This window comes from Yoonia sp. MH D7, assembly GCF_054439475.1.
The window spans coordinates 213,089-237,000 of the sequence record NZ_JBTJCF010000001.1 but is presented as its reverse complement, the minus strand read 5'-3'; the positions used below and the strand labels follow the sequence as shown (position 1 = coordinate 237,000).

At 55.6% G+C, this 23,912-nt stretch carries 24 protein-coding genes and 1 pseudogene; 7 read left to right on the top strand and 18 right to left on the bottom strand.

Going from position 1 to position 23,912, the window contains the following annotated elements:
• Positions 1 to 106: 106 nt before the first annotated feature.
• The 3 genes from ACXLHR_RS01105 to greA form a co-directional block, all read right to left on the bottom strand.
• On the bottom strand, positions 107 to 1,108 hold the full coding sequence (locus ACXLHR_RS01105; RefSeq protein ID WP_458789704.1) for a TAXI family TRAP transporter solute-binding subunit: 1,002 nt from the start codon (positions 1,106 to 1,108) through the stop codon (positions 107 to 109).
• Positions 1,109 to 1,399: 291 nt separating this feature from the next.
• On the bottom strand, positions 1,400 to 2,395 hold the full coding sequence (locus ACXLHR_RS01100) for a hypothetical protein (protein ID WP_458789703.1): 996 nt from the start codon (positions 2,393 to 2,395) through the stop codon (positions 1,400 to 1,402).
• 12 nt (positions 2,396 to 2,407) lie between these two features.
• A complete protein-coding gene (greA, locus tag ACXLHR_RS01095) occupies positions 2,408 to 2,878 on the bottom strand; it encodes a transcription elongation factor GreA (protein ID WP_458789702.1) in 471 nt (156 codons plus the stop codon).
• A 209-nt stretch (positions 2,879 to 3,087) separates the two neighbouring features.
• On the opposite strand from greA, the gene ACXLHR_RS01090 reads away from it, so the two are divergent.
• The 3 genes from ACXLHR_RS01090 (at position 3,088) to ACXLHR_RS01080 (ending at position 7,585) form a co-directional block, all read left to right on the top strand.
• Complete coding sequence (locus ACXLHR_RS01090; protein ID WP_458789701.1) at positions 3,088 to 4,734, top strand: electron transfer flavoprotein-ubiquinone oxidoreductase; 1,647 nt, start codon at positions 3,088 to 3,090, stop codon at positions 4,732 to 4,734.
• Positions 4,735 to 5,042: 308 nt separating this feature from the next.
• A complete protein-coding gene (locus ACXLHR_RS01085) occupies positions 5,043 to 6,731 on the top strand; it encodes a tetratricopeptide repeat protein (protein ID WP_458789700.1) in 1,689 nt (562 codons plus the stop codon).
• Entirely contained in the window at positions 6,728 to 7,585 is an 858-nt protein-coding gene (locus ACXLHR_RS01080) for a 4-(cytidine 5'-diphospho)-2-C-methyl-D-erythritol kinase (protein ID WP_458789699.1), read from the top strand. The genes ACXLHR_RS01085 and ACXLHR_RS01080 overlap by 4 nt, the downstream gene beginning before the upstream one ends.
• On the opposite strand, the gene ACXLHR_RS01075 is transcribed toward ACXLHR_RS01080, so the two are convergent.
• A complete protein-coding gene (locus ACXLHR_RS01075; protein ID WP_458789698.1) occupies positions 7,582 to 8,580 on the bottom strand; it encodes a polyprenyl synthetase family protein in 999 nt (332 codons plus the stop codon). The genes ACXLHR_RS01080 and ACXLHR_RS01075 overlap by 4 nt on opposite strands.
• Before the next feature lie 56 nt (positions 8,581 to 8,636).
• Here ACXLHR_RS01075 and ACXLHR_RS01070 point away from each other — a divergent pair, with 56 nt between their 5' ends.
• From ACXLHR_RS01070 to ACXLHR_RS01060, 3 genes are all read left to right on the top strand, one after another.
• Positions 8,637 to 8,852 carry a putative signal transducing protein gene (locus ACXLHR_RS01070; protein ID WP_458789697.1) on the top strand — a complete coding sequence of 72 codons (216 nt, stop codon included), beginning with the start codon at positions 8,637 to 8,639 and terminating at the stop codon, positions 8,850 to 8,852.
• Complete coding sequence (locus tag ACXLHR_RS01065) at positions 8,853 to 9,584, top strand: tRNA1(Val) (adenine(37)-N6)-methyltransferase (protein ID WP_458789696.1); 732 nt, start codon at positions 8,853 to 8,855, stop codon at positions 9,582 to 9,584.
• A 120-nt stretch (positions 9,585 to 9,704) separates the two neighbouring features.
• Entirely contained in the window at positions 9,705 to 9,869 is a 165-nt protein-coding gene (locus ACXLHR_RS01060) for a YdcH family protein (protein ID WP_458789695.1), read from the top strand.
• Between the two features lie 67 nt (positions 9,870 to 9,936).
• Here ACXLHR_RS01060 and phbB read toward each other — a convergent pair whose 3' ends face one another.
• The 3 genes from phbB to ACXLHR_RS01045 form a co-directional block, all read right to left on the bottom strand.
• Positions 9,937 to 10,662, bottom strand: coding sequence for an acetoacetyl-CoA reductase (gene phbB / locus ACXLHR_RS01055; RefSeq protein ID WP_458789694.1), 726 nt, complete (start codon positions 10,660 to 10,662; stop codon positions 9,937 to 9,939).
• 87 nt (positions 10,663 to 10,749) lie between these two features.
• The gene (locus ACXLHR_RS01050) at positions 10,750 to 11,925 is read right to left on the bottom strand and encodes an acetyl-CoA C-acetyltransferase (protein WP_458789693.1); all 1,176 of its coding nucleotides are present in this window, start codon (positions 11,923 to 11,925) and stop codon (positions 10,750 to 10,752) included.
• A gap of 136 nt (positions 11,926 to 12,061) precedes the next feature.
• Positions 12,062 to 12,871, bottom strand: coding sequence for an EAL domain-containing protein (locus tag ACXLHR_RS01045; RefSeq protein ID WP_458789692.1), 810 nt, complete (start codon positions 12,869 to 12,871; stop codon positions 12,062 to 12,064).
• 114 nt (positions 12,872 to 12,985) lie between these two features.
• Between ACXLHR_RS01045 and ACXLHR_RS01040 the strand changes: the two are divergent.
• Positions 12,986 to 13,570: pseudogene (locus tag ACXLHR_RS01040) on the top strand (DNA-3-methyladenine glycosylase I).
• Here ACXLHR_RS01040 and ACXLHR_RS01035 read toward each other — a convergent pair.
• The 11 genes from ACXLHR_RS01035 to ACXLHR_RS00985 all read right to left on the bottom strand — a co-directional run bounded on the left by ACXLHR_RS01035 (position 13,556) and on the right by ACXLHR_RS00985 (position 23,798).
• A complete protein-coding gene (locus ACXLHR_RS01035; RefSeq protein WP_458789691.1) occupies positions 13,556 to 13,993 on the bottom strand; it encodes a molybdenum cofactor biosynthesis protein MoaE in 438 nt (145 codons plus the stop codon). The pseudogene ACXLHR_RS01040 and the gene ACXLHR_RS01035 overlap by 15 nt on opposite strands.
• Positions 13,993 to 14,238, bottom strand: coding sequence for a molybdopterin converting factor subunit 1 (gene moaD / locus ACXLHR_RS01030; protein WP_458789690.1), 246 nt, complete (start codon positions 14,236 to 14,238; stop codon positions 13,993 to 13,995). The genes ACXLHR_RS01035 and moaD overlap by 1 nt, the downstream gene beginning before the upstream one ends.
• The gene (gene pgsA, locus ACXLHR_RS01025; RefSeq protein WP_458789689.1) at positions 14,235 to 14,849 is read right to left on the bottom strand and encodes a CDP-diacylglycerol--glycerol-3-phosphate 3-phosphatidyltransferase; all 615 of its coding nucleotides are present in this window, start codon (positions 14,847 to 14,849) and stop codon (positions 14,235 to 14,237) included. Before pgsA ends, moaD begins: the two co-directional genes overlap by 4 nt.
• Positions 14,850 to 14,924: 75 nt before the next feature.
• A complete protein-coding gene (gene uvrC / locus ACXLHR_RS01020) occupies positions 14,925 to 16,796 on the bottom strand; it encodes an excinuclease ABC subunit UvrC (RefSeq protein WP_458789688.1) in 1,872 nt (623 codons plus the stop codon).
• A 282-nt stretch (positions 16,797 to 17,078) separates the two neighbouring features.
• On the bottom strand, positions 17,079 to 17,855 hold the full coding sequence (locus ACXLHR_RS01015) for an SDR family oxidoreductase (RefSeq protein ID WP_458789687.1): 777 nt from the start codon (positions 17,853 to 17,855) through the stop codon (positions 17,079 to 17,081).
• Positions 17,855 to 18,793, bottom strand: a complete 939-nt coding sequence (locus tag ACXLHR_RS01010) for a calcium/sodium antiporter (protein WP_458789686.1) — start codon at positions 18,791 to 18,793, stop codon at positions 17,855 to 17,857. The genes ACXLHR_RS01015 and ACXLHR_RS01010 overlap by 1 nt, the downstream gene beginning before the upstream one ends.
• Positions 18,794 to 18,961: 168 nt before the next feature.
• Positions 18,962 to 19,756, bottom strand: coding sequence for a S49 family peptidase (locus tag ACXLHR_RS01005; RefSeq protein ID WP_458789685.1), 795 nt, complete (start codon positions 19,754 to 19,756; stop codon positions 18,962 to 18,964).
• Positions 19,757 to 19,795: 39 nt separating this feature from the next.
• Positions 19,796 to 20,557 (bottom strand): ABC transporter permease, encoded by a 762-nt coding sequence (locus ACXLHR_RS01000; protein WP_458789684.1) that lies wholly within the window; start codon positions 20,555 to 20,557, stop codon positions 19,796 to 19,798.
• Positions 20,554 to 21,480, bottom strand: a complete 927-nt coding sequence (locus ACXLHR_RS00995; RefSeq protein ID WP_458789683.1) for an ABC transporter ATP-binding protein — start codon at positions 21,478 to 21,480, stop codon at positions 20,554 to 20,556. Before ACXLHR_RS00995 ends, ACXLHR_RS01000 begins: the two co-directional genes overlap by 4 nt.
• A 73-nt stretch (positions 21,481 to 21,553) precedes the next feature.
• A complete protein-coding gene (locus ACXLHR_RS00990) occupies positions 21,554 to 22,525 on the bottom strand; it encodes a type I glyceraldehyde-3-phosphate dehydrogenase (protein ID WP_458789682.1) in 972 nt (323 codons plus the stop codon).
• A gap of 124 nt (positions 22,526 to 22,649) precedes the next feature.
• On the bottom strand, positions 22,650 to 23,798 hold the full coding sequence (locus tag ACXLHR_RS00985; protein ID WP_458789681.1) for a lytic murein transglycosylase: 1,149 nt from the start codon (positions 23,796 to 23,798) through the stop codon (positions 22,650 to 22,652).
• Between the last annotated feature and the right edge of the window lie 114 nt (positions 23,799 to 23,912).

Here is a 23,912-nt window from a genome sequence, read left to right as displayed (position 1 = left end):
ACCGACATTTACGCCGGACATCTCAAAAATTTTTAAAATCTGTAAAGTTGTGCCGAACGGGCACAGTTATAGTCGGATTGCCCCGTTTCCAGGGCAATCCAAAAGCTTATTCTGCAGAATAAACCATATCGTCAGCGATATCCGCGCCCGCGTTTTCACGGAACCAACGTGCCGCACCAGGGTGCCACATCATGACTGTATTTTTGGTCCAGTTTTCCGGAATGGACTCAGCAGCGGAACCGTGGATATTCACCATCCGTGCGTTGTCGGACATGACAATGTCAGTGGCTGCATAAACAAAGCTTTCTGGCAGTTCGCAGTTTGCAATCGCAAAGTTCCACATTGCAACGGACTGCATGTCGCGATCCAATGTCGAATAGGTATCAGCGGCAATAGAATAATCGGCCACTGGATATTCTTCGATAATCTGCGCCTGCTCTTCGGCCGTAAAGTCGATGAAGTTCACTTCAGCCTGCACTTCGATCTGGCTGATTGCCGGTGTAGGAATACCCACCGCGAATGCAACCGCATCCAGCAAGCCATCCTGAAGCTGGCTACCAAGGTCATCCCAGCCGCCATTGCGACGATCAAATTCAACACCCAAAGATTCGAGCATTGCTGGGAAATAGGTGTCCGATGTTGAACCGGCTGGACCGAAACCGATACGCGCACCCGCTGGAATCGTTGCAATCGATTCGATACCGGACGATGTCAGCGCAGCCATAGAAAATGGCGTCTGGTACATCGGGAACATTGCGCAAGCATTGGTCATTTCCAGACCAGGCGCAATCGGGTTTGTGCCTTGAATGGATTCGCGTGCAGGACCCATCGTGGTCATTCCGAATGCCGCGTCGCCGGTGTGAACCAGCGCCATGTTCTGCATCGGTCCGCCAGTGACTTCGCCGCCACCAGAAATACCAAGCTGCTCACCCACGAGGTTTGCCCATCCCGAGCCGTAAACAAAGAATGTCCCGCCTTGCGATGCTGTGCCAACCGTAAAGCTAGTTGGCCAATCGGTACGGTCAAGATCGGCATAGTCCGCGCTTTGCGCTTGAACTAATGTCGCAGAAAAAGCCGCAATTGCGGCATAAGTAAAAGTAGTTTTCATGATATCCCTCCACAGGTTCGACTCTATTATTAATTAGAGCATGACAGAGGTTCAGGTGAACCCAACAGTGCCACGCTGCTGGCTCATTTTGATGAAATAAGAGATAAGTGCAACCCCGCACGCGAACCCTCCGTCAGATAATTAAGGCCTTACGTGGTAGGTTGCCCAGAGTTCTGGCGTGCAGGAGCCAAAACGACCAAGCGCCCGCAAAGAGCAGGGGCAAGTCATTTACAGGCGTACGCAACGCTTTAATTTTTAGGAAGATATGGGGCGAAGCTGCCTTGATCGGCGTCAGTCAAACGCCCCTGTGACACGCCCCAGCAACATAAATGCGCGGGCAGTACGGGTCTCGGACAATGCGCCGATTTCTTCGTCTGATGCATTTGGCTCAAAGGTAATCAAGGTCTGGTCAAAACGACGCAGGAAATGGTGCGCCGCATCGCGAAAAATCGTATCTTCACGCATCCGGCCAGAGGTTAGCGCCAACGACGAACGATCCCGCACGCCACCCAATGACGCCATCGCACCCCCACGCTCGCCATTCGCAAACCGGCGCCAGATTTCTGCGCGCGCACGGTCAGGGCGCAGATCATCCATATAAATCCCGTCTTGCGACAAAAGCGTCAGTATATCCTGCGCTGCCTGCACCAACTGACGGGCATTACGATCCTTCAACGCACGACGCAGCGCATCAAACCCGCGGGTATCCATGTCATTATCGGGAAAATTCAGCGCCCGAATCAGATCAAGGTTCGACAAAGGCACCGCCATATCCTCGGCACTTGTCGGCAGCGCAAGTTTGGGCTGATCGTCGGACCCCACCAGTTTCACTGATTTAATCGCCAGCTTTTGGCCTTCCACCGGGCGGCTTGACGCAAAGGTCGCCACAACGGTTTCGGTCTTGCGGGTCGCTTGCGCAATCTCGTTCAGCTTCTTCTCGACTGTCGCCTGCGACTTGCCACCTTCGCTTAGGCGGGTGTCGATATAGGTCTTGCGCATCCCGTCAATCGCGGCTTGCAGGCGGAAACTCTCTTCGCGCATGATCCGCGCCGACCGGCTCGCTGCCGCAGCCACCCAAATCATTGCCACAGGCATGAATACCGCAATCAAAATCAGAACGAACCGCAGACTGTCAAACCGCTCTGCCACCGTGGTTTCCGGCGGCAAAAAGAAAAAGAACAGCCCGACAACAATCATCCAGCCCACAGAAAAGACCAGCGCAAGCATTTCACCGCTGACACGCGGATCCGAACCGGAAGAATTTGATGTCACAGGGCTTTGCGCCATGATGTGCCTGACCTACTTGTAAACAATACTTAAAATTTCATACGACCTTACACCGCCCGGCGTGCGCACCTCAACACTATCGCCTTCATCCTTGCCAATCAAAGCACGCGCAATGGGCGATTTGATGTTCAGCAAACCTTGTTCGATATTGGCCTCATACTCACCCACAATCTGATAGGTTTTCTCGGCATTGGTATCTTCGTCGACCAAAATCACAGTCGCGCCAAACTTTACGCTGCCCTTAAGACGCGTCAAATCAATCACATCGGCCAGTGAAATCACCGCTTCCAATTCCTTGACACGGCCCTCAATGAACGACTGCTTTTCCTTGGCAGAATGGTATTCGGCGTTCTCTGAGAGGTCGCCATGCTCGCGAGCCTCGGAAATCGCGCGAATGATCGCCGGACGCTCCACCGATTTCAGATGTTTCAGTTCCGCGTTCATCCGGTCATAACCGGGCTTTGTCAGTGGTATCTTTTCCAAGGCGCAAACCCTTTCCGTGTGAAGCACAATATATCAATCGAATGTTCATACCCTATTTGGACAGTTCAAAGTCAAGTGCAAGTGGCATTTGTATTCGCCCGCAGCGGTTTTAACGCCGTGTCACGATTGCCCCACATCGCAGCATAGGCTAATCCTTGACGCAACATTCTTAGCGAGGCACTCGCCTCCATGATACAAAGGGACAGCGCATGTCGGATATAGAACGCGAAGCCATGGAATATGACGTAGTGATCGTGGGCGCTGGCCCCGCTGGCCTCTCGGCAGCAATCCGCCTCAAGCAACTTGATGCCGACCTGAATGTGGTGGTCTTGGAAAAAGGCTCCGAAGTTGGCGCGCATATTCTGTCGGGCGCAGTGTTGGACACATCAGGCATCGACACGCTGATCCCCGACTGGAAAGCCAAAGGCGCACCTATCAACACGCCCGTCACCACCGACAATTTCTACATGCTCGGCGAAGCGGGCCAGGTCCGCATCCCCAACATCGCCATGCCCCCGATGATGAACAACCACGGCACCTACATCGTCTCAATGGGCAACGTTTGCCGCTGGATGGCCGAGCAAGCCGAAGACCTCGGCGTCGAAATCTTTCCGGGCATGGCCTGTTCTGAACTGGTGTTTGGCGCGGGCGGCGAAGTCAAAGGCGTCGTCGCGGGCGAATTCGGGCGCAACGCTGACGGAACTCAAGGGGCAAACTACGAGCCAGGCATGGAACTGCACGGCAAATACGTCTTCCTGTCCGAAGGCGTGCGCGGATCCCTCTCGAAACAAGTCATCGCTAAATACGATCTGGCCGCCGATAGCGACGTTCAAAAATACGGCCTCGGCATGAAAGAAATCTGGGAAATCGACCCTGCCAAGCACAAACTTGGCACAGTCACCCATACAATGGGCTGGCCTTTGGGCGGCAACGCAGGTGGCGGATCATTTATCTACCACCTTGAGAACAATCAGGTTTATGTGGGATTTGTCGTCCACCTCAACTACAAAAACCCGTATATTTACCCCTACATGGAATTCCAGCGGTTCAAGCACCACCCGATGGTCGCTGACCTGCTCAAGGGCGGCAAGCGGGTCGCCTACGGCGCGCGCGCCATCACCGAAGGTGGCTATCAGTCACTGCCAAAGCTCGAATTCCCGGGCGGCGCCCTGCTCGGTTGCTCGGCTGGTATGGTCAACGTGCCACGCATTAAAGGCAACCATAACGCCATGCTCTCGGGCATTGCGGCGGCAGAAGCCGCGCACAAAGCGATCAATGAGGGCCGCGCCAGCGACTTGCTTGGCAGTTATGACGACGCGGTACGCCACGGTGCAATCGGCAAAGATCTGAAACGTGTACGCAACGTCAAACCACTTTGGTCACGCTTTGGGCTCACCGCCTCACTGGTCATCGGCGGCGCAGACATGTGGATCAACAACATTTTTGGCTGGTCGCCCCTCAACCTCAAGCACGGCAAATCCGACGCTCTTGCGACCGAGGAAGCCTCCAAGCACAAAGAAATCGCTTACCCGAAACCAGACGGCAAACTGTCGTTTGACCGCCTGACCAACGTGGCCTTTTCATTCACCAACCACGAAGAAAGCCAACCCGCGCACCTGAAACTGATCGACCCGTCAGTCCCGATCGCAGTCAACCTGCCCAAATACGCGGAACCCGCCCAACGCTACTGCCCCGCAGGCGTCTACGAAGTGGTGCAAAAAGACGGCGAAGAGCAATTTGTAATTAACTTCCAAAACTGCGTGCATTGCAAAACCTGCGACATTAAAGACCCAAGCCAAAACATTGTCTGGACCGTCCCCCAAGGCGGCGACGGTCCCAACTACCCGAACATGTAACTCAACAGGCCCCGCCACTGGCGGGGCTTTTTTTCACCGTGCGACGATAGCGCCCCTCGCGTTCCTGCCAAAAACTGTCGCCTGCACGACTGTCTGGAAATGTGTCCTTGCAACCTGCGCAACAGATTTCGCGCGCAGCACTGCGACAGGTGAACGCGCGTTTGTGCCATACGCAAAAAAGACGCATGCAAGACGCAAACAAGACACCCCTTTCGGCATGATGCCGCCCTTTTGTCCGCTGTGTGATTGCAGCCCCGCCATAGGGCAGATACGCTGCGTCGAACGACCAAAAACAAAGGCCAGACCCCGTGAAAAAACGCACCAAATTCGCTGCCTCCTGCCTGCTTGCCGTGATGCCTTTCGGCACCGTTTTTGCAGAACCCCAAGCCGGATCATATCTGGCCGCCAGACAGGCCGGTTTTTCAAGCGATTACGCCGCGGGCGCTGTCTATTTCGGCGAGGCTCTCGCCGCTGATCCCACCAACCCCTACCTGCTCGAAAGCACAATGATCGCGCGCATCGCCCTTGGCGACTTCGTCGCCGCCACGCCCCTCGCACAAGACATGGTCGACCAAGGGCTGAAAAGCCAATCGGCCCACCTCGTGTTAAGCGTGACGGCCGCCAACGCCGAAGACTGGGATACCGTGTTCCAAGGCATCGCGGAAGGACGTGAAATTGGACCTCTGGTGGACGGGTTAACGCAGGCTTGGGCCAATGTTGGTAAGGGGCAAATGTCGCTTGCTCTCGAAGGATTTGACGAGGTCATCGCCGGCCCCGGGCTAAGCGCTTACGGCCTTTATAATAAGGCACTTGCGCTGGCATCTGTGGGTGACTTTGAAGGGGCCGACGCGATCCTTGCCGCCTCGCCGAAAAACGGCATGCGCTACAATCGGCGCAGTGCGATTGCCCATGCGCAAATCCTGAGCCAGCTTGACCGCAATGACGATGCATCCGCCCTGATCGAAGGCGTGTTTGGTTCGCAAACCGATCCCTCACTGGCTGACATTCGCGAACGCCTGACCGCTGGCGACAAGCTCGACTTCACCTATGTCACAACCGCAAAAGACGGCATGTCAGAGCTGTATCTGATGGTTGCACAGGCCTTGGTCGGTGACGCAGATGACGACTATACGCTCCGCTATGCCCGCGCGGCAGCCCTGTTAAATCCAGCCAATAGCGATGCGATTTTGCTGTCGGCGGACCTGTTGGAAAACATGCGCCAATACGACCTTGCAGGCACAACCTACAGCACCGTTTTGCCAAACGATCCGGCGTTTCAATCCGCCGAACTCGGCCGCGCTGAAGCCCTGCGCCAAGCCGGCAAAGAAGAGACCGCTATTGAGGTCTTGCAAGCTCTTGCCCGCACCACCCCCGACGCAGCCCGTGTGCACGCCACCCTTGGCGACACCTACCGCGACGCCGATCAGTTAGACGACGCCAGAGCCGCTTATACTAAGGCGATTGACCTTTATGACGACACCGATCCGATGAAATGGTTCGTCTATTATATGCGCGGCATAGCCCACCACGGACTAGATAACTGGTCTGACGCAGAGGGCGATTTTCGTGCAGCGCTGGCGTTAAATCCGGACCAGCCGCAGGTTTTGAATTATCTTGGCTACTCGATGGTCGAACGCGGTATCAATATCGAAGAATCCCTCAGAATGATTGAAAAGGCCGTCGCCACAGAGCCCGCGAATGGTGCGATCGTCGACAGTCTGGGCTGGGTATTATTCATACGCGGCGCATATCAGGACGCCGTGGGTCACCTCGAAGACGCGGCCTCTCTGATCCCGGTAGATCCTGTGATTAACGACCACTTGGGCGATGGCTATTGGGCTGTTGGCCGCTTTACCGAAGCGATGTTCCAGTGGAAACGCGCCTTGTCATTTGACCCGACGCCCGACGACGCCGCACGTATCCGCCGCAAAATAGAGATCGGTCTTGATGCGGTCCGCGCCGAAGACGGCCTACCAGCATTGGCGGACGTCAAGTGACCATGTTGAAAGGCTGCGCGCCCGCCAAAGTGAACCTGACGTTACATGTCACCGGGCAACGCGCGGATGGCTACCATTTGCTGGATAGCCTTGTGGGTTTTGCAGGAATCTATGACGAAATCACCGCCACAACGGCGAGTGATTTACAGCTCCGCGTGAGCGGCCCGTTTAGTGACGGTGTGCCGACCGATGGCACCAATCTGATACTGCGGGCCGCGCGTGTTTTGCAGGCGGCGCGCGGGGTCAAACTTGGCGCGCACCTGACGCTGGAAAAACACCTGCCCCATGCTGCGGGCATCGGCAGCGGATCATCTGACGCCGCGATCACGCTGGCGCTTTTGGCGCAGCTGTGGGAGGTTGCTCCGCTGCCGGAAAACCACCCAGAGGTCTTGGCACTGGGCGCGGATGTACCGGTGTGTCTGGCCGCGCCGCACCCTGTTCACATGACCGGCATCGGTGACAAATTGGCCAGCTGCGCGGCACTGCCCGACTGCGCGCTAGTGCTGGTTAATCCGCGCGTGACTGTGCCCACAGCCACCGTATTCGACGCGTTGGAAATCAAAGATAACCCCGCGATGGGTGCCTTGCATGGCGGACTGAAATTCAAAGATTTTGTTAAATGGCTAGGCGCACAGCGCAATGATCTGACAGCTCCCGCCCGCGTCATTGCCCCAGAGATCGGCGCGGCCCTGTCAAAGCTGTCCCGCATGCCAAAAGTGGCTTACGTCGGCATGTCGGGATCGGGTGCCACCTGCTTTGGCCTGACGCGTAACATGGCGGACGCCCGCGACGTTGCGCGCGTCATTCAGGTCGCGGAATTGAACTGGTGGGTCGCGCCTGCGCCACTGCTTTAGGTGATGCGCGCGACGACATAATCCGCGAGATCAATCAGCATAGTTTTCAGCGCGTGATCTGGCAACGGGGCCAGCGATGCCTTGGCTTTTTCAGCCCATTCAATCGCCGTGTCGCGGGTCGTATCCATCGTGCCGTGACGGGCCAAAATCGCCAGTGCTTGCTGCAAATCGCCTTCGCTCTGGCGGCCTTTTGCGATGGTGCGGTCCCAAAACTGACGTTCATCTGCGTCACCTGCGCGAATGGCACGGATCACGGGCAAGGTCAGTTTGCGTTCACGAAAATCATCGCCAATATTTTTGCCCGTTGCATCGGATCCTGCATAGTCCAGCAGATCGTCCACAATTTGGAACGAAATCCCCAGCGCGTCGCCATAGTCGAACAGCGCCTTCACCAGAGCTTCATCTGCGTTCGCGATCACGCCGCCAACTTCCATCGCGGCCGAAAAAAGCGCCGCAGTCTTTCCGCGGACAACCTTGAAATAGATATCTTCGGTCGTTGCCAGATCAGCGGCAGCAGTCAGTTGCAGCACCTCGCCCTCGGCAATTGTCGCAGAGGCGTTTGCAAGAATATCCAGCACCCGCAAAGACCCGGTTTCGACCATCAACTGGAACGACCGTGCAAATAGATAATCGCCGACCAGAACGCTGCTGGTATTGTCCCAAAGCAGGTTCGCCGTGGGTCGCCCGCGCCGCTTGTCGCTTGCGTCGACCACATCATCATGCAGCAATGTCGCCGTGTGAATGAACTCGACAGTCGCCGCCAAATGCACATGATACGGACCCTCGTAGCCGCACATTCGCGCAGCCGCGAGCGTCAGCATCGGGCGCAGTCGTTTACCACCTGCCTCGACAAGGTGGGCAGTGACCTCAGGGATGCGCGGCGCGTGTTCAGACGCCATGCGGGCGCGGATCATGTCATTCACCGCGCTCATGTCGTCCGCCAATGCGGCGGCTAGGCGTTCATGCGGTTTGGTCGTGGCTGTATCAAGGCTCATCTTACGATCCGTCAACTGGAATAGACAAAGGCGCGCAAGCACCTTACGTCAGGGATATGAAAGAGCTTTTACGCACAAACGACCCTACTGTCATCGCTTACGCTACCGCCCTTCTGGACGGCGAGGGTATAGCTTGCTTTCTGTTCGACGTAAACATGAGCGTCCTTGAAGGATCAATCGGCATAATGCCGCGCCGCCTAATGGTGATAGACCGTGATTTGTTCGTGGCAGAGGCAATTATGCGCGATAACGAGATTGATTTGGGCCGTTAAATGGAGATCACATCTGATCTTTTTTTAGGTGGCAAAGTCACAGCCAAGCAACCTGCCAAAGGCTACCGCGCGGGTGTTGACGCGGTTTTGCTGGCGGCGAGCGTGCCTGCAAAGACGGGCGAAAGCGTGCTTGAACTTGGTTGCGGCGTCGGCGTGGCATCACTGTGTCTGGCTGCACGGGTGTCTGAACTGCGTATTACCGGCGTCGAGGTCCAGCAGGGTTATGCAGATTTAGCGCGCGAAAACGGTGTAAATGTGGTCTGTGCCGACCTGAGAGCCTTGCCTGCCGATCTGCGCAATACGCAATTTACTCATGTGATGATGAACCCGCCCTATTTTGAGCGGGACAAAGGCTCGTCCGCACCCGATGCGGGGCGCGATATTGCGATGGGAGGCGACACGCCATTGGCAGACTGGATCGATGTCGCGGCAAAAAGATTGGCCCCTAAGGGGTATTTTACGATGATTCTGCGCATGGCGCGTTTGCCAGAGGTTCTGTCGGCTTTGCACGGACGGCTTGGCTCTGTGGTTTTGCAGCCAATTTCTGCGCGCATGGACACGGCGCCGCACCTGTTTTTGTTGCAGGCCCGCCATTCGGGAAAAGCGCCGTTCCGAATGCGCCCCAACCTGATCATGCATGACGGCACCATGCATGATATCGACCGCGAGAATTATACGGTGCAACTGCGTGAAATTTTACGCGATGGAGCCGGTTTTTGCCTGACTGGTTAACCTTCTGGCAAGGTTTCGCCGTAAGACTGGAATTATAACAGATATTCTGCCCTGCGGCGTGACAGATTGGAACAGATGTGATGCAATGGTCGGGTACTAACTTAAATCAGGAGGACGATCATGAGTGTAAGTTCACATATTGCCGAACTTAAAAAGAAGCACCAACACCTCTCAGATTCGGTTGAGGCGCTACAGCGTAGCCCATCATCGACCGACGCCGAAATTGCGGCGCTGAAAAAGAAAAAGCTGATGATCAAGGAAGAGATCGGTAAGCTCAGCGTGTAACGCGTCACAGAATTGACGACAAAAAAGGGCCAACAATCGTGGCCCTTTTTTCATGTCTAAACACGGGTTAGCTCATGTATTGGCCACCGTTCGCGGAAATGGTCGAGCCTGTGATAAACCCTGCATTATCGGACGCAAGAAAGACAACGGTGCGAGCAATTTCGGAGGCTTCGCCAAGGCGGCCCACGGGAATCTGTGGCAAAATCACTTCGTTCATCACTTTTTCAGGAATTGTGCTCATCATTTCAGTGTTGATATAGCCCGGCGCCACCACGTTTACGGTAATGCCTGCGCGCGCACCTTCTTGGGCCAATGACTTGGTAAAGCCGATATCGCCCGCTTTTGCAGCGGCATAGTTCGTCTGAGCGAACTGGCCTTTCTGGCCGTTGATTGACGAAATGGTGATGATACGCCCAAATTTGCGCGCGCGCATACCCGGCCAAACAGGATGCGTCATGTTGAACACACCAGTCAGGTTGGTGCTGATCACTTCGTTCCACTGCTGCGGCGTCATTTTATGGAATGGCGCATCGCGTGTGATGCCCGCGTTGTTAACCAGAACTTCGACCGGGCCAAGTTCGGCTTCGATTTGCGCGATACCAGCGGCGCAGGCTTCATAATTACCAACGTCCCACTTATAGGTCTTGATTCCGGTTTCAGCCGAAAATGCCGCAGCTTTTTCGTCATTGCCAGCATAGGTAGCGGCAACTGTGTAACCTGCGTCTTTTAGGGCTGTCGAAATAGCGGCACCGATCCCACGGGAACCGCCCGTCACAAGAGCAACACGGGACATAGATCTCTCCTTCATAAAATTTATAGTTGTAATCATGTTGTAATATTACGGACTGGCGCGCAACAATATTGCGCGCCGAAATCTATTTTATGGACGCTCGACGCAAAGAGCCACGCCCATGCCGCCGCCGATGCAAAGTGTTGCAAGACCTTTTTTTGCGCCGCGACGCTTCATTTCGAACAGCAACGTATTCAACACGCGGCAACCAGACGCGCCAATCGGGTGACCAATCGCAATCGCGCCGCCGTTGACGTTCACGATTTCCGGGTCCCAACCCATTTCTTTGTTCACCGCACAGGCCTGCGCTGCGAATGCTTCGTTGGCTTCGACCAGGTCGAGATCGCCCACGGACCAGCCTGCTTTTTCCAGTGCTTTGCGCGACGCGGAAATCGGGCCAACACCCATGATCGACGGGTCAAGACCAGCGGTGGCATAAGACGCGATGCGGGCCAATGGTTCGATGCCGCGCTTTTCAGCTTCATCAGCAGACATCAGCAATGTTGCCGCTGCGCCATCGTTCAGGCCGGATGCGTTTGCCGCTGTGACGGTGCCGTCTTTGGTGAATGCAGGGCGCATTTTCGCCATCGCATCAAGGGTTGCGCCGTGGCGGATATATTCGTCCTGATCGACCGTGATGTCGCCCTTGCGGCCTTTCACGATGAACGGCACGATTTCGTCGATAAAGCGACCGGCCTTTTGTGCGGCTTCGGCTTTGTTCTGAGACGCGACGGCGAATGCATCTTGCATATCGCGTGTGATCCCGAACTTCTCTGCGACGTTTTCGGCAGTTTGGCCCATGTGGTAGTTGTTGAATGCATCCCACAAGCCGTCACGAATCATCGTGTCGATGAAATTCATGTCGCCCATTTTCTGACCTGCACGCAGGTTGGCCGCATGTGCGGAGAGCGACATGTTTTCCTGGCCGCCAGCCGCCACGATGGACGCATCGCCAAGTTGGATATGTTGCGCACCCAAGGCCACAGCGCGTAAACCAGATCCGCAGACCTGATTGATGCCCCAAGCCGAAGATTCAACTGGCAAGCCTGCATTGATATGCGCTTGGCGTGCCGGGTTTTGCCCCTGCGCTGCCGTCAGAACCTGACCAAGAATCGTTTCGCTGACTTCGGATTTGTCGATGCCTGCACGTGCCACGACCTCGGCAAGCACAGCCGCGCCCATCTCGTGGGCTTTGGTATTCGCAAAAGCGCCGCCGAAGCTGCCAACAGCAGTTCGTGCAGCGGAAGCAATCACAACATTCGTCATAGGGAGTAGTCCTCTCAGAGATTAATCAAAGGACAAACCGGAGCGGCGCAATGCCCGTGTCGGCGCGCAGGCCCCGCCCTGCCACTACATCCATTGTATGACCTGAAACGGTATATGCAACGCTGTTTTGGAAACTCTATTTGAGGTCAAACCTCGGCACGCCGAAATGATACCCCTGTAGGCAGTCCGCGCCCATCTTGGTCAGATAAGCCGCTTCTTGTGCCGTTTCGACCCCGTCAGCAATCACAAGCATTTCGAATTGATGCGCGACAGTCAGCAGCGCCTTGGTCAAAACCTGATTGTCGGGATCCCGTTCGATCCCACGAATGAACCCTTTGTCGATTTTCACCAGATCAAAGTAGAAATCCTTGAGGTATTTGAATGCGGTCAGCCCTGCCCCAAAGCCGTCGAGTGCGAAGCTGATCCCGCGCGGCTGCACTTCTTCCATGAACCGCGTGACCACTTCGTGCAGGAACATTGCGGAAGTTTCGCTGATTTCAAAGATCAGGCGTTCGCCGACCAAGCCGTCACCCCCCAACCCATTTTCCAAAATGCGCCGCCAATGCCCGTCGCCAATTGACCGCGCCGATACGTTGATTGAAAGCCTTAGGTAGGGGTTGAGGCGCAGCAGTTTCACCGCCAGATCAAGCGTTACACAGTCGATTTGCCGTCCCAGATCGGTTTCTTCAATAACCGGCATAAAATGCGCCGCAGGGATCACCCGCCCGGCATCATCAAGCACCCGCACCAATCCTTCGTAAAAAGCGATCCGGCTTTTGGGGCCTGCGGTCACAATGGGCTGAAACGCAAGCCGCGCCCGTCCTGCGGCGAGGGCTTCACGCACGAGTGTCAGAACATCCGCGTCCCTGCTTGCCATTGCGTAGTGAAATGGGTCAAGCAGCGCGGTGTCGTCGCTGGCGTCCTTTGGTATGGCGGATGGTGGCATGATATTATCCTATTTCTGAATGCCACATTGCGCTTTTGGCTGATAACAGAGGGTTAAGGTCTAGCAATCAAATCAAATGCGATTGAAATTCTGAACATCAAAAAGGACAAGCAGATGGAGCAACGATGTAGTTGGGCGGGCAGCGAGCAGATTTATATCGACTACCACGACACTGAATGGGGGGTGCCTGAATATGACAGTCGTGCGCTTTGGGAAAAACTGGTGCTGGACGGGTTTCAGGCTGGTCTGAGTTGGATCACAATATTGAAAAAGCGTGATAATTTTCGTGTGGCCTTTGCGGGGTTTGATCCTGATGTGATTGCAACTTAGGGTGAAGCCGAGATTGCTGTGTTGTTGCAGAACGAGGGCATTATACGTCATCGCGGCAAAATCACGGCGACGATTACCAATGCACAGGCGTGGCAACGTATAGAGGCACAGGGAGGTTTTAGTAAATTCTTATGGAATTACGTCGACGGCACCCCGCTGCGCACAGCAATTTCTGATCGCAGTCAGATGCCGACGTTCTCGCCGTTATCGACCCAGATATCCAAGGATTTAAAAAAGGCGGGGTTCAAATTTTGTGGCCCGACGATTGTTTACGCGTTTATGGAGGCGACCGGTTTGATCAACAATCACACGACGCTGTGCCCGCGCCATGATGATGTTGCCGCGATGGCCCGTTTACCAGCGCTTTAGCGCGGTTTCGTCGTCGTCTTTTGCAGCGACCCATGTTGCTCCGTCTGCGGTGGTTTCCTTTTTCCAAAACGGCGCGCGTGACTTCAGGTAGTCCATTAGGAAATCGGCGGCTGCAAAGGCATCGGCGCGGTGTGCGGATTTTGTGGCGACCATCATGATTGGCGCGCCAACGGGCAAGGCGCCATAGCGGTGAATGACCAATACATCCGCGAGCACCCAGCGTGTTTTGGCCTGCTCAACGATGCCAGCAATCGCCCGTTCGGTCATGCCGGGGTAATGTTCGATTTCCATTTGGTGCAGCGTGCCGTCCGTGTCGCGCACCAGACCTGTGAAGCTGACCACTGCGCCGACGCTTGCCCCTTGGGAAAACGCGTTAAGTTCCGCACCTGCGTCAAAGCTGGCCTCTTGCACGCGGACGGTCATCAGCCGCCCGTCATCGGCGGGAAGAATGCCACTTCGCGCACGTCTTTGAGGGGGGCATCAAAATCGGAGAGGGTTTGGTCGAGGGCTACGCGCAGTGCACTAATGTCGGCGAAGGCGGCAGCGTAGCGGTCTTCGCGAGCGCGCAGTTCTGCGACCAGTTCGGCCACTGTGGCGGCCTTGGTGTCCACCACTTCGCTAGGCAGCCCGATCCGTTCGCGAACCCATGCAAAATACATCACGTTCATTTGGAGTCACGCAGGTAAGGCAGAGATTTAATGAAATAATCCGCGCCGCTTAGCACTGTTAGCAACATCGCAACCCATAAAAACCCGATGCCCAGCGCCCAGCTAACGTTGGCGCCAAATACGAGAAAGCTGAAACCCTCACCGGCAGGGTGATCGATCTGGTAGTGTTCGAACGCACCCTTTGCAAACAACACCGCAATCGCGACCATCTGCATGGTGGTTTTCCATTTTGCCAGTTGCGTAACCTTCAACAGCCCCGCGGTATCCCCCAAAAATTCGCGCAGGCCAGAAACAAAAACCTCACGGAAAATAATCAGGACGGCTGGCATCAAAATCCACGGGTTCATGCCCGAAAATCCTGTGATGACCACAAGCGCAATCACGACCATCGCCTTGTCGGCAATCGGATCCATCATCGCGCCAAACTTGCTTTCCTGTTTCCACGCACGCGCAAGATACCCGTCGACAAAATCGGTAACCGCTGCCGAGACAAACAGCACCAGCGCAAACCAGTCCGCCCACGGCCTGTCAAAATACAAAAACATGACCGCCACACAAGGCGCGGCAAGCAGACGTAAGAGCGTCAGGATATTAGGAATATTCCAAGTCATAAGCCCACCATATGCGCTCTGTTCTCAAGTGAAAAGCCGCAGTTTCTTTCAAGCTTAAATATGTCTGCCGCTGGCTCAACCATTCTCATGAAAGTAGTCGTATATTTTCTGCGCCATATTCGCCGAGACACCCTCCGCCGCTTTGAGATCTGCGAGGTTTGCGCGTGCGACGGCCTTGGCCGATCCGAAATGCGCAAGCAAAGCGCGTTTACGTGCGGCACCCACGCCCGGCACATCATCAAGCGGCGTCGCCCCGATCGCCTTTGAGCGTTTCGCGCGGTGCGTGCCAATCGCAAAGCGGTGAACCTCGTCGCGCATTCGTTGGATGAAGTAGAGCACAGGATCATTGTGGCGCAGTGCAAATACCGGCTTGCCGGTGCGGTAAAACACTTCGTTGCCGGCATCCCGGTCCACACCTTTGGCGACGCCGATCATTGGCACATCGCCCACGCCCAGCGCCTCCATAATCTCGCGTACAGAACTGACCTGCCCTGCCCCGCCATCGATGAGCAAGAGGTCGGGCCACATGCCCGATGTGCGCTCGGGGTCTTCTTTGATCAGCCGCTTGAACCTGCGGGTCATGACCTCTTTCATCATGCCAAAATCATCGCCCGCAGTGATGTCGTCGCCTTTAATGTTGAATTTGCGATATTGATTTTTTTCAAACCCTTCCGCCCCGGCCACGACCATTGCGCCCACGGCAAACGCGCCTTGGATATGCGAGTTGTCATAGACCTCGATGCGTTTCGGTACTTTCGGCAGATCGAACGCCTCTGTCAGCCCTTTCAGCAACCGCGCCTGACTTGCAGTTTCTGACATTTTCCGCGCGAGGCTTTCGCGGGCATTACGCAATGCGCCCTGCACCAGTTCCGCCTTTTCGCCACGCTGCGGGATAATAACGTCGACCTTGCGCCCCGCTTTTTCAGATAGGGCAGCTGTCATCAGGTCGTCGTTGTCCAACCCATGGCTCAGGATCACCGCACGCGGCGGTTCGCGGTTGGTATAAAACTGCCCGACAAAGGCCTCCATCACTTCGGAGGCGTCCTCGTCCCCGCTAATACGCGGATAATAGTCGTGATTGCCCCAGTTCTGGTTGGCGCGGATAAAGAACACCTGCACACAGGCCTGTCCACCGTCGATATGCAGCCCGATGATGTCAGCCTCTTCGGTCGACTGAGGGTTGATGCCCTGCGCCGTTTGCACTTGGGTCAGCGCCTTGATCCGGTCGCGCAATGCTGCTGCGCGTTCGAATTCCATCGCCTCGGACGCCGCCCCCATCTGCACGGCCAGTGCCTGCTGAATGCCTTTGCTTTTTCCCTGCAAGAACAATTCGGCGTCACGCACCGTCGCGGCATAATCCGCTGGCGAAATAATCCCGACGCACGGACCAGAGCAACGCTTGATCTGGTATTGCAGACAGGGCCGTGTGCGGGTTTCAAAGTCCGAATTGGTGCAATTGCGCAAAAGGAAAATCCGCTGCAATTGCGCAAGGGTCCGGTTCACCGCGCCAGCACTGGCAAACGGGCCGTAATAATCACCCTTTTCAGTCTTAGCGCCCCGATGTTTCTTGATCTGCGGGTAGGCATGATCTTTAGCCACCAGAATATTCGGGAACGATTTGTCATCGCGCAGCAGCACATTATAGCGCGGCTTAAGCTGCTTGATCAGGTTCTGTTCCAACAACAGCGCTTCGGTCTCGGTGCGGGTTGTCAGGAACATCATCGAGGAGGTTTCCGAGATCATCCGCGCGATACGTCCCGAATGCGCAGGACTGGGGCGGGAATAGTTGCTGACCCGCGCCCGCAGGTTCCGCGCCTTGCCGACATAAAGCACACGACTTTCGTCATCAAGCATCCGGTAGACCCCCGGCGATCCGTCGATCGTGCGCAGATAGGCCTCGATACGGGCATATCCCTTCAGTTTGGTCTCATCTATCGGGTCTGGCATCTGGGGCTCGCTGATTCTGGTCTCGCTGCAATGGTAACGCGCTGGCGACAAGAGGAAAGGCATCCACGGTTTCTGTGGATAAGTCGGTGGGCAATTCTATCAGGTCTCGTAATTTCCCTTGTTTATAGCGTCGTTCGCCTAAATGCCTAAAAAAAGGGCATTAAGTTAATGTATTGTTTTTATTGTATAATTTTATTTAAAACTCGCAACTGACTGATATCATTAAGCTTTTGTAAACATCTTTTGACAAAATCGTGAACAGGTGCACAACTTTCCGTAGGATCACTCGACCCCTAGCACGTCAGGTGTTTGCCAACACAGGTGTTGCCCGCCGTCGACCGCGATCATTTGTCCCGTGACGGCAGGAGAATCCAGGAAAAAACCCAAGGCTGCGACAATGTCAGACGGATTTGCGCCACGCCCCAAAACCGTCGCCGCTCGCTGGTTTTCAAAGTGCATCTTGCTTTGGCGATGTCCCTGTAGCGTCGGACCCGGACCGATACCATTCACCCGCACATGGGGTGCCAGCGCTTGGGCTGCGGTCTGCGTAAACGCCCAAAGTCCCATTTTGGCAATCGTATAGGTCATGAATTCGGGTGTTAGTTTATGTACCCGCTGATCGAGCATGTTGATAACCAATGAAGACGCGACCGGTTCGCCGTTATCATCAGTTCCAGCCTGCGGCGCTTGCTCGGCCAGCATTTGGGTCAGCACAAAGGGCGCGCGCAGGTTTGACCCCAAATGCCTGTCCCAGCTTTCACGGGTCGCCGATTTGATCGTGTCGTATTCAAAAATTGAGGCGTTGTTCACAAGGCAAGTGATTGCCCCCCCGAGTGCAGTTGCCGCAGCGGGCATCAGCGCCAGTGTCGCGTCCTCGTCCAGCAAATCGGCCTGCAATGCCACAGCGTTGCGCCCCATTGCCCGCAACTGTGACACCGTATCTGCGGCACCCGCAGCCGAACCCGCGTAATGCACCGCCACATCATAGCCGCGTGTACCCAGATATAGCGCCATCGCTTGACCCAGCCGCGCCCCTGCACCCGTTACAAGCGCGCGCATTAAACCAGCACCACCACCAGATAGGTGACGTAAAGCAGGCTTAGCACGATGCCCCACATCCGGTTGATATCGACCTTCATGAACACGAACGGAATCAAGAGCGCCGAAGCCCCCGCCATAATCCACAGATCAAAGCGCAGGAATTGCGGATCTACCGGAATATCGCCAACAATGCTGGCGATCCCCATGATCCCTAGCAGGTTAAACATATTTGACCCGATCACATTGCCTAAGGCCACATCAGCCTGACGGCGCAGGGCTGCCATAACTGTGGTCGCCAGTTCAGGCAGCGAGGTGCCAATCGCCACTAACGTCAAGCCGATGACGGTTTCTGAAATGCCAAAAGTGCGGGCGATGTTCGTTGCGCCGTCAATAAGAAGGCTTGCGCCCAAAGGCAGGCCGATCAGGCCCAGCACCAGAAAGAGCGTAATCTTCGGCCAGCCAAGGCTGGGGTCAGCCCCTTCGACTTCTTCCTCTTCAGCGTTCGCCTTGCGATGGCTATTGGCCGCGCGTGCCGCATAAAACAACATAGCAGCCAATGCCACGAGAAGGATCACACCGCTTACCCATGTCAGCGGCCCGTAAAAACACAGCCCGATGAATAGCACCGTTGCACCCAGCATTTGCAAATAACTGCTGCGGGTGTCGCATTCACTGGTATGCATCGTCGCCATCAGCGCGGGGATACCCAGCACCAGCAAAATATTGGCAGTATTCGATCCAACCACATTGCCCAGCGCCAGACCCGGCACATTGTCCCAGATCGCCTGTACCGAAATCAACAGTTCAGGCGCAGACGTGCCAAAGGCCACAATCGTCAGCGATACAATCAATGCAGGCACACCAAGGCGCAGCGACAGGTTCACCGCCCCCTTGACCAGACTGTCCCCCGCCAGCAGCAAAATCACCAGACCAACGGCGGTATAGAGCCAATCCATCAACGCTTTCCTTTCGAGCAGGCACAGGGGCCTTTGCCTATGCGGTATCTGCCGCAAGATTTACATTTAGCCGCCGCAAGCCGCGCTTGCCCGGGAAATTTCCATTTCCCGAACATCGCCAACACGGCCATGACAACGAGAAATAATGTGACAACTTTGAAAATCACGTTAAAGTCCAAATCGCGCAAATGCGGCACGATCTTCAATCGACCCAACAGCCTGATCCAGCACCCGTGCGCCAAACCGTGACAGCAATCCGCGCTTTTGACCGTAGCGTTTGAACTGCACGTTGTCGCCAAAGCGGGCCTTCATCACAGGCGTGAGGTGGCCGATGCCATCTGCAAGCCCCTGCTCGACGCCCTTGTGACCAATATAGACCTCGCCGGTGAAAAGGTCGGGATGATCCGCCAGTTTTGCACCGCGTCGCGATTTCACATAGGCAATGAACGTGCCGTGCAAATCCTCTAGCCAGCCCTTCAGCCGTTTTACATCGGCGGGGTTTTCCGCTTTGAAAGGATCCAGCATCGCCTTGGATTTACCCGCCGTATGCACCCGCCGCTCGACCCCGTATTGGGCAATCAGATCGTGCAAGCCAAAGCCCGCGCTGATCACGCCGATGGAACCGGTCATCGAACATTCATCGACATAAATCTCGTCAGCAGCACAAGCCAGCCAATAGCCACCCGATGCGGCCACATCCTCGACGAAGGCGAAAACAGGAATTTTCTTTTCGTCGGCCAAACGCCGTATATGCGAGGCGATCAATGACGATTGCACAGGGCTACCGCCGGGACAGTTAATTTCCAATGCAACAGCGGCTGGCTTGCCTTTGGAAAATGCTTTTTCAATCACTGGACCAAGACCGGTGCTATCCAGCCCGCGTCCGCCATTGTTGATCTGTCCTTGCAACCGGATCACCGCCACAAAGGGTTCGCTTTTCACAAAAGGAATGTATTTTTTCATATTGTCACATCTATGTTCGCGACACGCAGGCCGCAAGGGTCACTGACGGATCCGCCAGCCCGTGCGGAAAATCCACCAGATCGCCATCACACAGGCACCGGTAAACAGCGCAATCGCAAAAAGCGAGATGCCCACAGGCACGTCAGCCGTATCAAGAAACGCCCAGCGAAATCCCGAGATCAGGTAAACCACAGGGTTGAACATCGTGATCGATTGCCAGACGGGCGGTAACATGGTGATTGAATAAAAACTGCCGCCCAGAAACACCAACGGCGTAATAATCAGCAAAGGGATCAGTTGCAGTTGTTCGAAATTGCCGGCCCAGATGCCGATAATGAACCCTAACAGCGAGAAACTAATACAGGTCAGTATCAGAAACCCCACCATCCAGAACGGGTGTGCAATGCTGATATCCACAAAGAAAAATGAGGTGATCAGGATAATAACCCCGATAAATAACGCCTTTGTCGCCGCCGCGCCGACATAGCCAAGGGTAATTTCGAGAAAATTCACAGGTGCGGAAAGTAATTCGTAAATCGTGCCCGTAAACTTTGGAAAATAGATTCCGAATGATGCATTGGACGTGGCCTGTGTCATCACAGAAAGCATGATCAGCCCCGGCACAATAAACGCACCATAACTGACCCCCTCGATAGACTCGATACGACTGCCGATAGCCGTGCCAAACACCACAAAGTAAAGCGAGGTGGACAAGACTGGCGAAACGATAGACTGCGCCACCGTGCGGAAAAAACGCGCCATCTCAAATTGGTAGATCGAGGCAACTGCAGTAAAGTTCATGATTTTTCCTCCACGAGGCCAACGAAAACATCCTCAAGACTGCTTTGGCGGGTTTGCATGTCCGTCATTTTCAAACCTGCCTTTTGCAGATCACCTAGCAGCGTGGTAATCCCCGTGCGCGCACCTCTGGTATCATAGGTGTAAATCAGGCTTTGAGCGTTTTCACCGATTTCCAAACCGTAGGATGCAAGCGCGGCAGGCACTTCGGTCAGCGGCACGTCTAGCGCGACAATCAGTTGCTTTTGCCCCATCTGCGCCATCAATTCGGCCTTGCCTTGGATCAGCAGAATTTCACCCTTGAAAATCACCCCGATGCGGTCGGCAATCGCTTCAGCTTCTTCTATATAATGCGTCGTCAGGATAATCGTCACACCCGCAGATTTCAGGTTGGCCACGACATTCCACATGTCCTTGCGCAACTCCACATCAACCCCAGCGGTCGGCTCGTCCAGAAACAAGACGCGCGGTTCGTGCGACAGCGCCTTGGCAATAAGAACCCGCCGTTTCATGCCACCAGATAGCGTCATTATTTTGCTGTCTTTCTTGTCGAACAGCGACAGGTCTTTCAAAATCTGCTCGATATACGCGTCATTGCGTGGCTTGCCAAATAGCCCCCGCGAGAACCGCACAGTATTCATCACAGTCTCGAAAGGCTCTAGATTGATCTCTTGCGGCACGAGCCCGATGAGATTGCGGGCCCCGCGAAAATCAGTCTGCGTGTCAAAACCGCCCACGGTGATCGTGCCGGATGTCGGCAAAGTGATCCCGCAGATCGTCGAAATCAACGTGGTTTTCCCGGCACCATTTGGCCCCAAAAGCGCAAGAATTTCGCCCTCTTCGATGTCCAGATTCACCCCCTTGAGCGCCTCGAACCCCGAATTGAACGTCTTGCGCAATCCGCGCACCGAGACGATTGCCGTCATAATATTCCCTTTTTGTTAGGACAAATCCTAATTCGCCGCTGCCTGATGTGAAAGGCCAGAGTTCACAGCACCGCTAGCCCATGCGTACCGCCATATCGAGCATACGGCACGAAAACCCCCATTCGTTGTCATACCAACCGAATACGCGCAGCAGCCCTTGGGCGGTCACGCGGGTTTCGGGTAATGACACGATCAGGCTTTCAGGTCGGGCGCGCAGGTCGGACGAAACCAGCGGTTTTGTTGTATGACCGATAATTTTGCTTGGTTGCGAGAGCAGGGCAAGAACTAGATCGCGGGTCACGGGATGATCCAGCGTCATAGTCAGATCAACCGCTGAAACAGAGGCCACAGGTACACGTACCGCCGCACCTTCGATCCGGCCCGCGATATCAGGTAGGACTTGATCAAGCAGCTGCATTGCACTTGTTGTGGTCGGCACCATCGACAAGGCGGCCGCGCGGCTACGCATCATATCGCCGCGCGGCGCGTCAATCGTCGGCTGGCTGCCGGTATAGCAATGGATCGTGGTCATCCAGCCGGTGCGTACCCCCCATGTATCGTCAAGCAATTTAACCAGCGGTGCCAATGCATTCGTCGTGCAAGACGCATTCGAGACGATTTTCTGATCGTCGAGCAGGTCATCATTTGCGCCGATCACCACCGTCACATCTGCCGCATCCGACGGGCCCGAAATCAGCACGCGCCTCGCGCCGCCCCGCAAGCCACGCTCTGCAACCTCGCGTGTATTCGCCTTGCCCGTGCATTCGAGCACCAGATCGATCGCTGTCAGATCCAGCGTGCCAAGATCAGTGATCTGCGTAAACGGAATGCGCTTGCCGTTCAGCACAAGAGTTTTGCCGTCCAGCGACACCTCGCCGCCAAAATGCCCAAAGATACTATCGTATTCAAACAAATGCGCGCAAAGGTCAGGCTCGGCGATATCATTGATGCCGACAATGTCCAAATCTGGCCAGCCCCCCTGTGCCCAAGCGCGCAACACCGTTCGGCCAATCCGTCCAAATCCGTTGATCAAAATGCGTGTCATGGGTGTTCCGATCTATTTGGTCACGATCCTATGCGCCACGGTGGGCATTGCGCGGATCAAGTCAGTAGTCACGCCAAAATGCAAGCAAGACAGGATCGCCTCGCCCCGCGTGCAATTTCGCCGATTATCCCAGCCTACGTAGCAATTCCAACGACGGCTCGCCTGTCACTGCCAGCCCGCTGCGCTGCTGGTAGGCCGAAATCGCGGCAGTGGATTTGCTGCCCAACACCCCGTCCGCGCCGCCCGTGTCAAAGCCCGCCGCGGTCAATCGCTGCTGCAATTGCTTGCGCTGGTCAGCCGTCATCCCGTAGCGGTCTGGCGGGAAACTGCCCTTAAATGGCCCGCCGCCCGCGATACGGTCCGCAAGATGCCCGACACCAATCGCGTAGCTGTCGGAATTGTTATAGCGCTTGATCGCATTAAAGTTTGCGCCAACAACAAACATAGGCCCCCCCGCTTGCGGTTGAAGCCGCCGGTTGCCGTCCGCCGCGCCGCGCGATCCTTCTTCACCGCCCCATGCCTGCCCGCGCTGCCAGCCCGACCGCGACAAATAGGCCGCAGTGCTCGCCAGAGAGTCGGTGGGATCGTCACTCCAGATATCGCGTCGTCCGTCACCGGTGAAATCAACAGCATAACCAAGATAGGACGTCGGAATAAACTGTGTATGTCCCATCGCGCCTGCCCAGCTGCCCGTCATACGGTCGGCCGTGATATCGCCGCTTTGCAAAATCTTGAGCGCGGCAATCAGCTGGCTTTCGAAAAATGCGCCACGGCGACCCTCGTAGGCCAGGGTAGAAAGCGCCGAAACCACAGGCACATTGCCGCGCCGTTCGCCAAACATGCTCTCCAAGCCCCAAACTGCTGTCACGACCTCGCCCTCGACCCCGTAAGTCGCCTCGATCCGTCCCAATACATCGCGGTAGCGCGCAAAATTGGCCCGCCCCTTCGCAATGCGTTCGTCGGAGGCTGCAATCGCAAGATATTCTTCCAGAGTGCGCGAAAACTCGGTCTGGTTCCGGTCCCGTTCGATCACATCAGGCAAGAACCCCGCGCGTGCAAACGCTTGCGAAATTGTGCCTTGCGAAATGCCACTGCTGGCTGCACGGCCTCTAAATCCGGCTACCCATGCATCCCATCCTGCACTTGGCACAGCTTGCATCACCGGCGCGGACGCGGGCGCCGCCCCAGAAAATCCGCTGCGCGACCTGCCGCTACATGCCGAAATGAGGATCGCCAAAGCTCCGAAAGAAAACGCGCGACGTGTTGGCTGCATGATATCAGTCCATATGTTAAGGATTTTGTCTGCTTCTACCGGATTTCAGCAGGCGCGCACAGAGCAAAAGGCCCGGTTCTTTTGCACGTTCACGACAATTTTCACTCTTCGCTT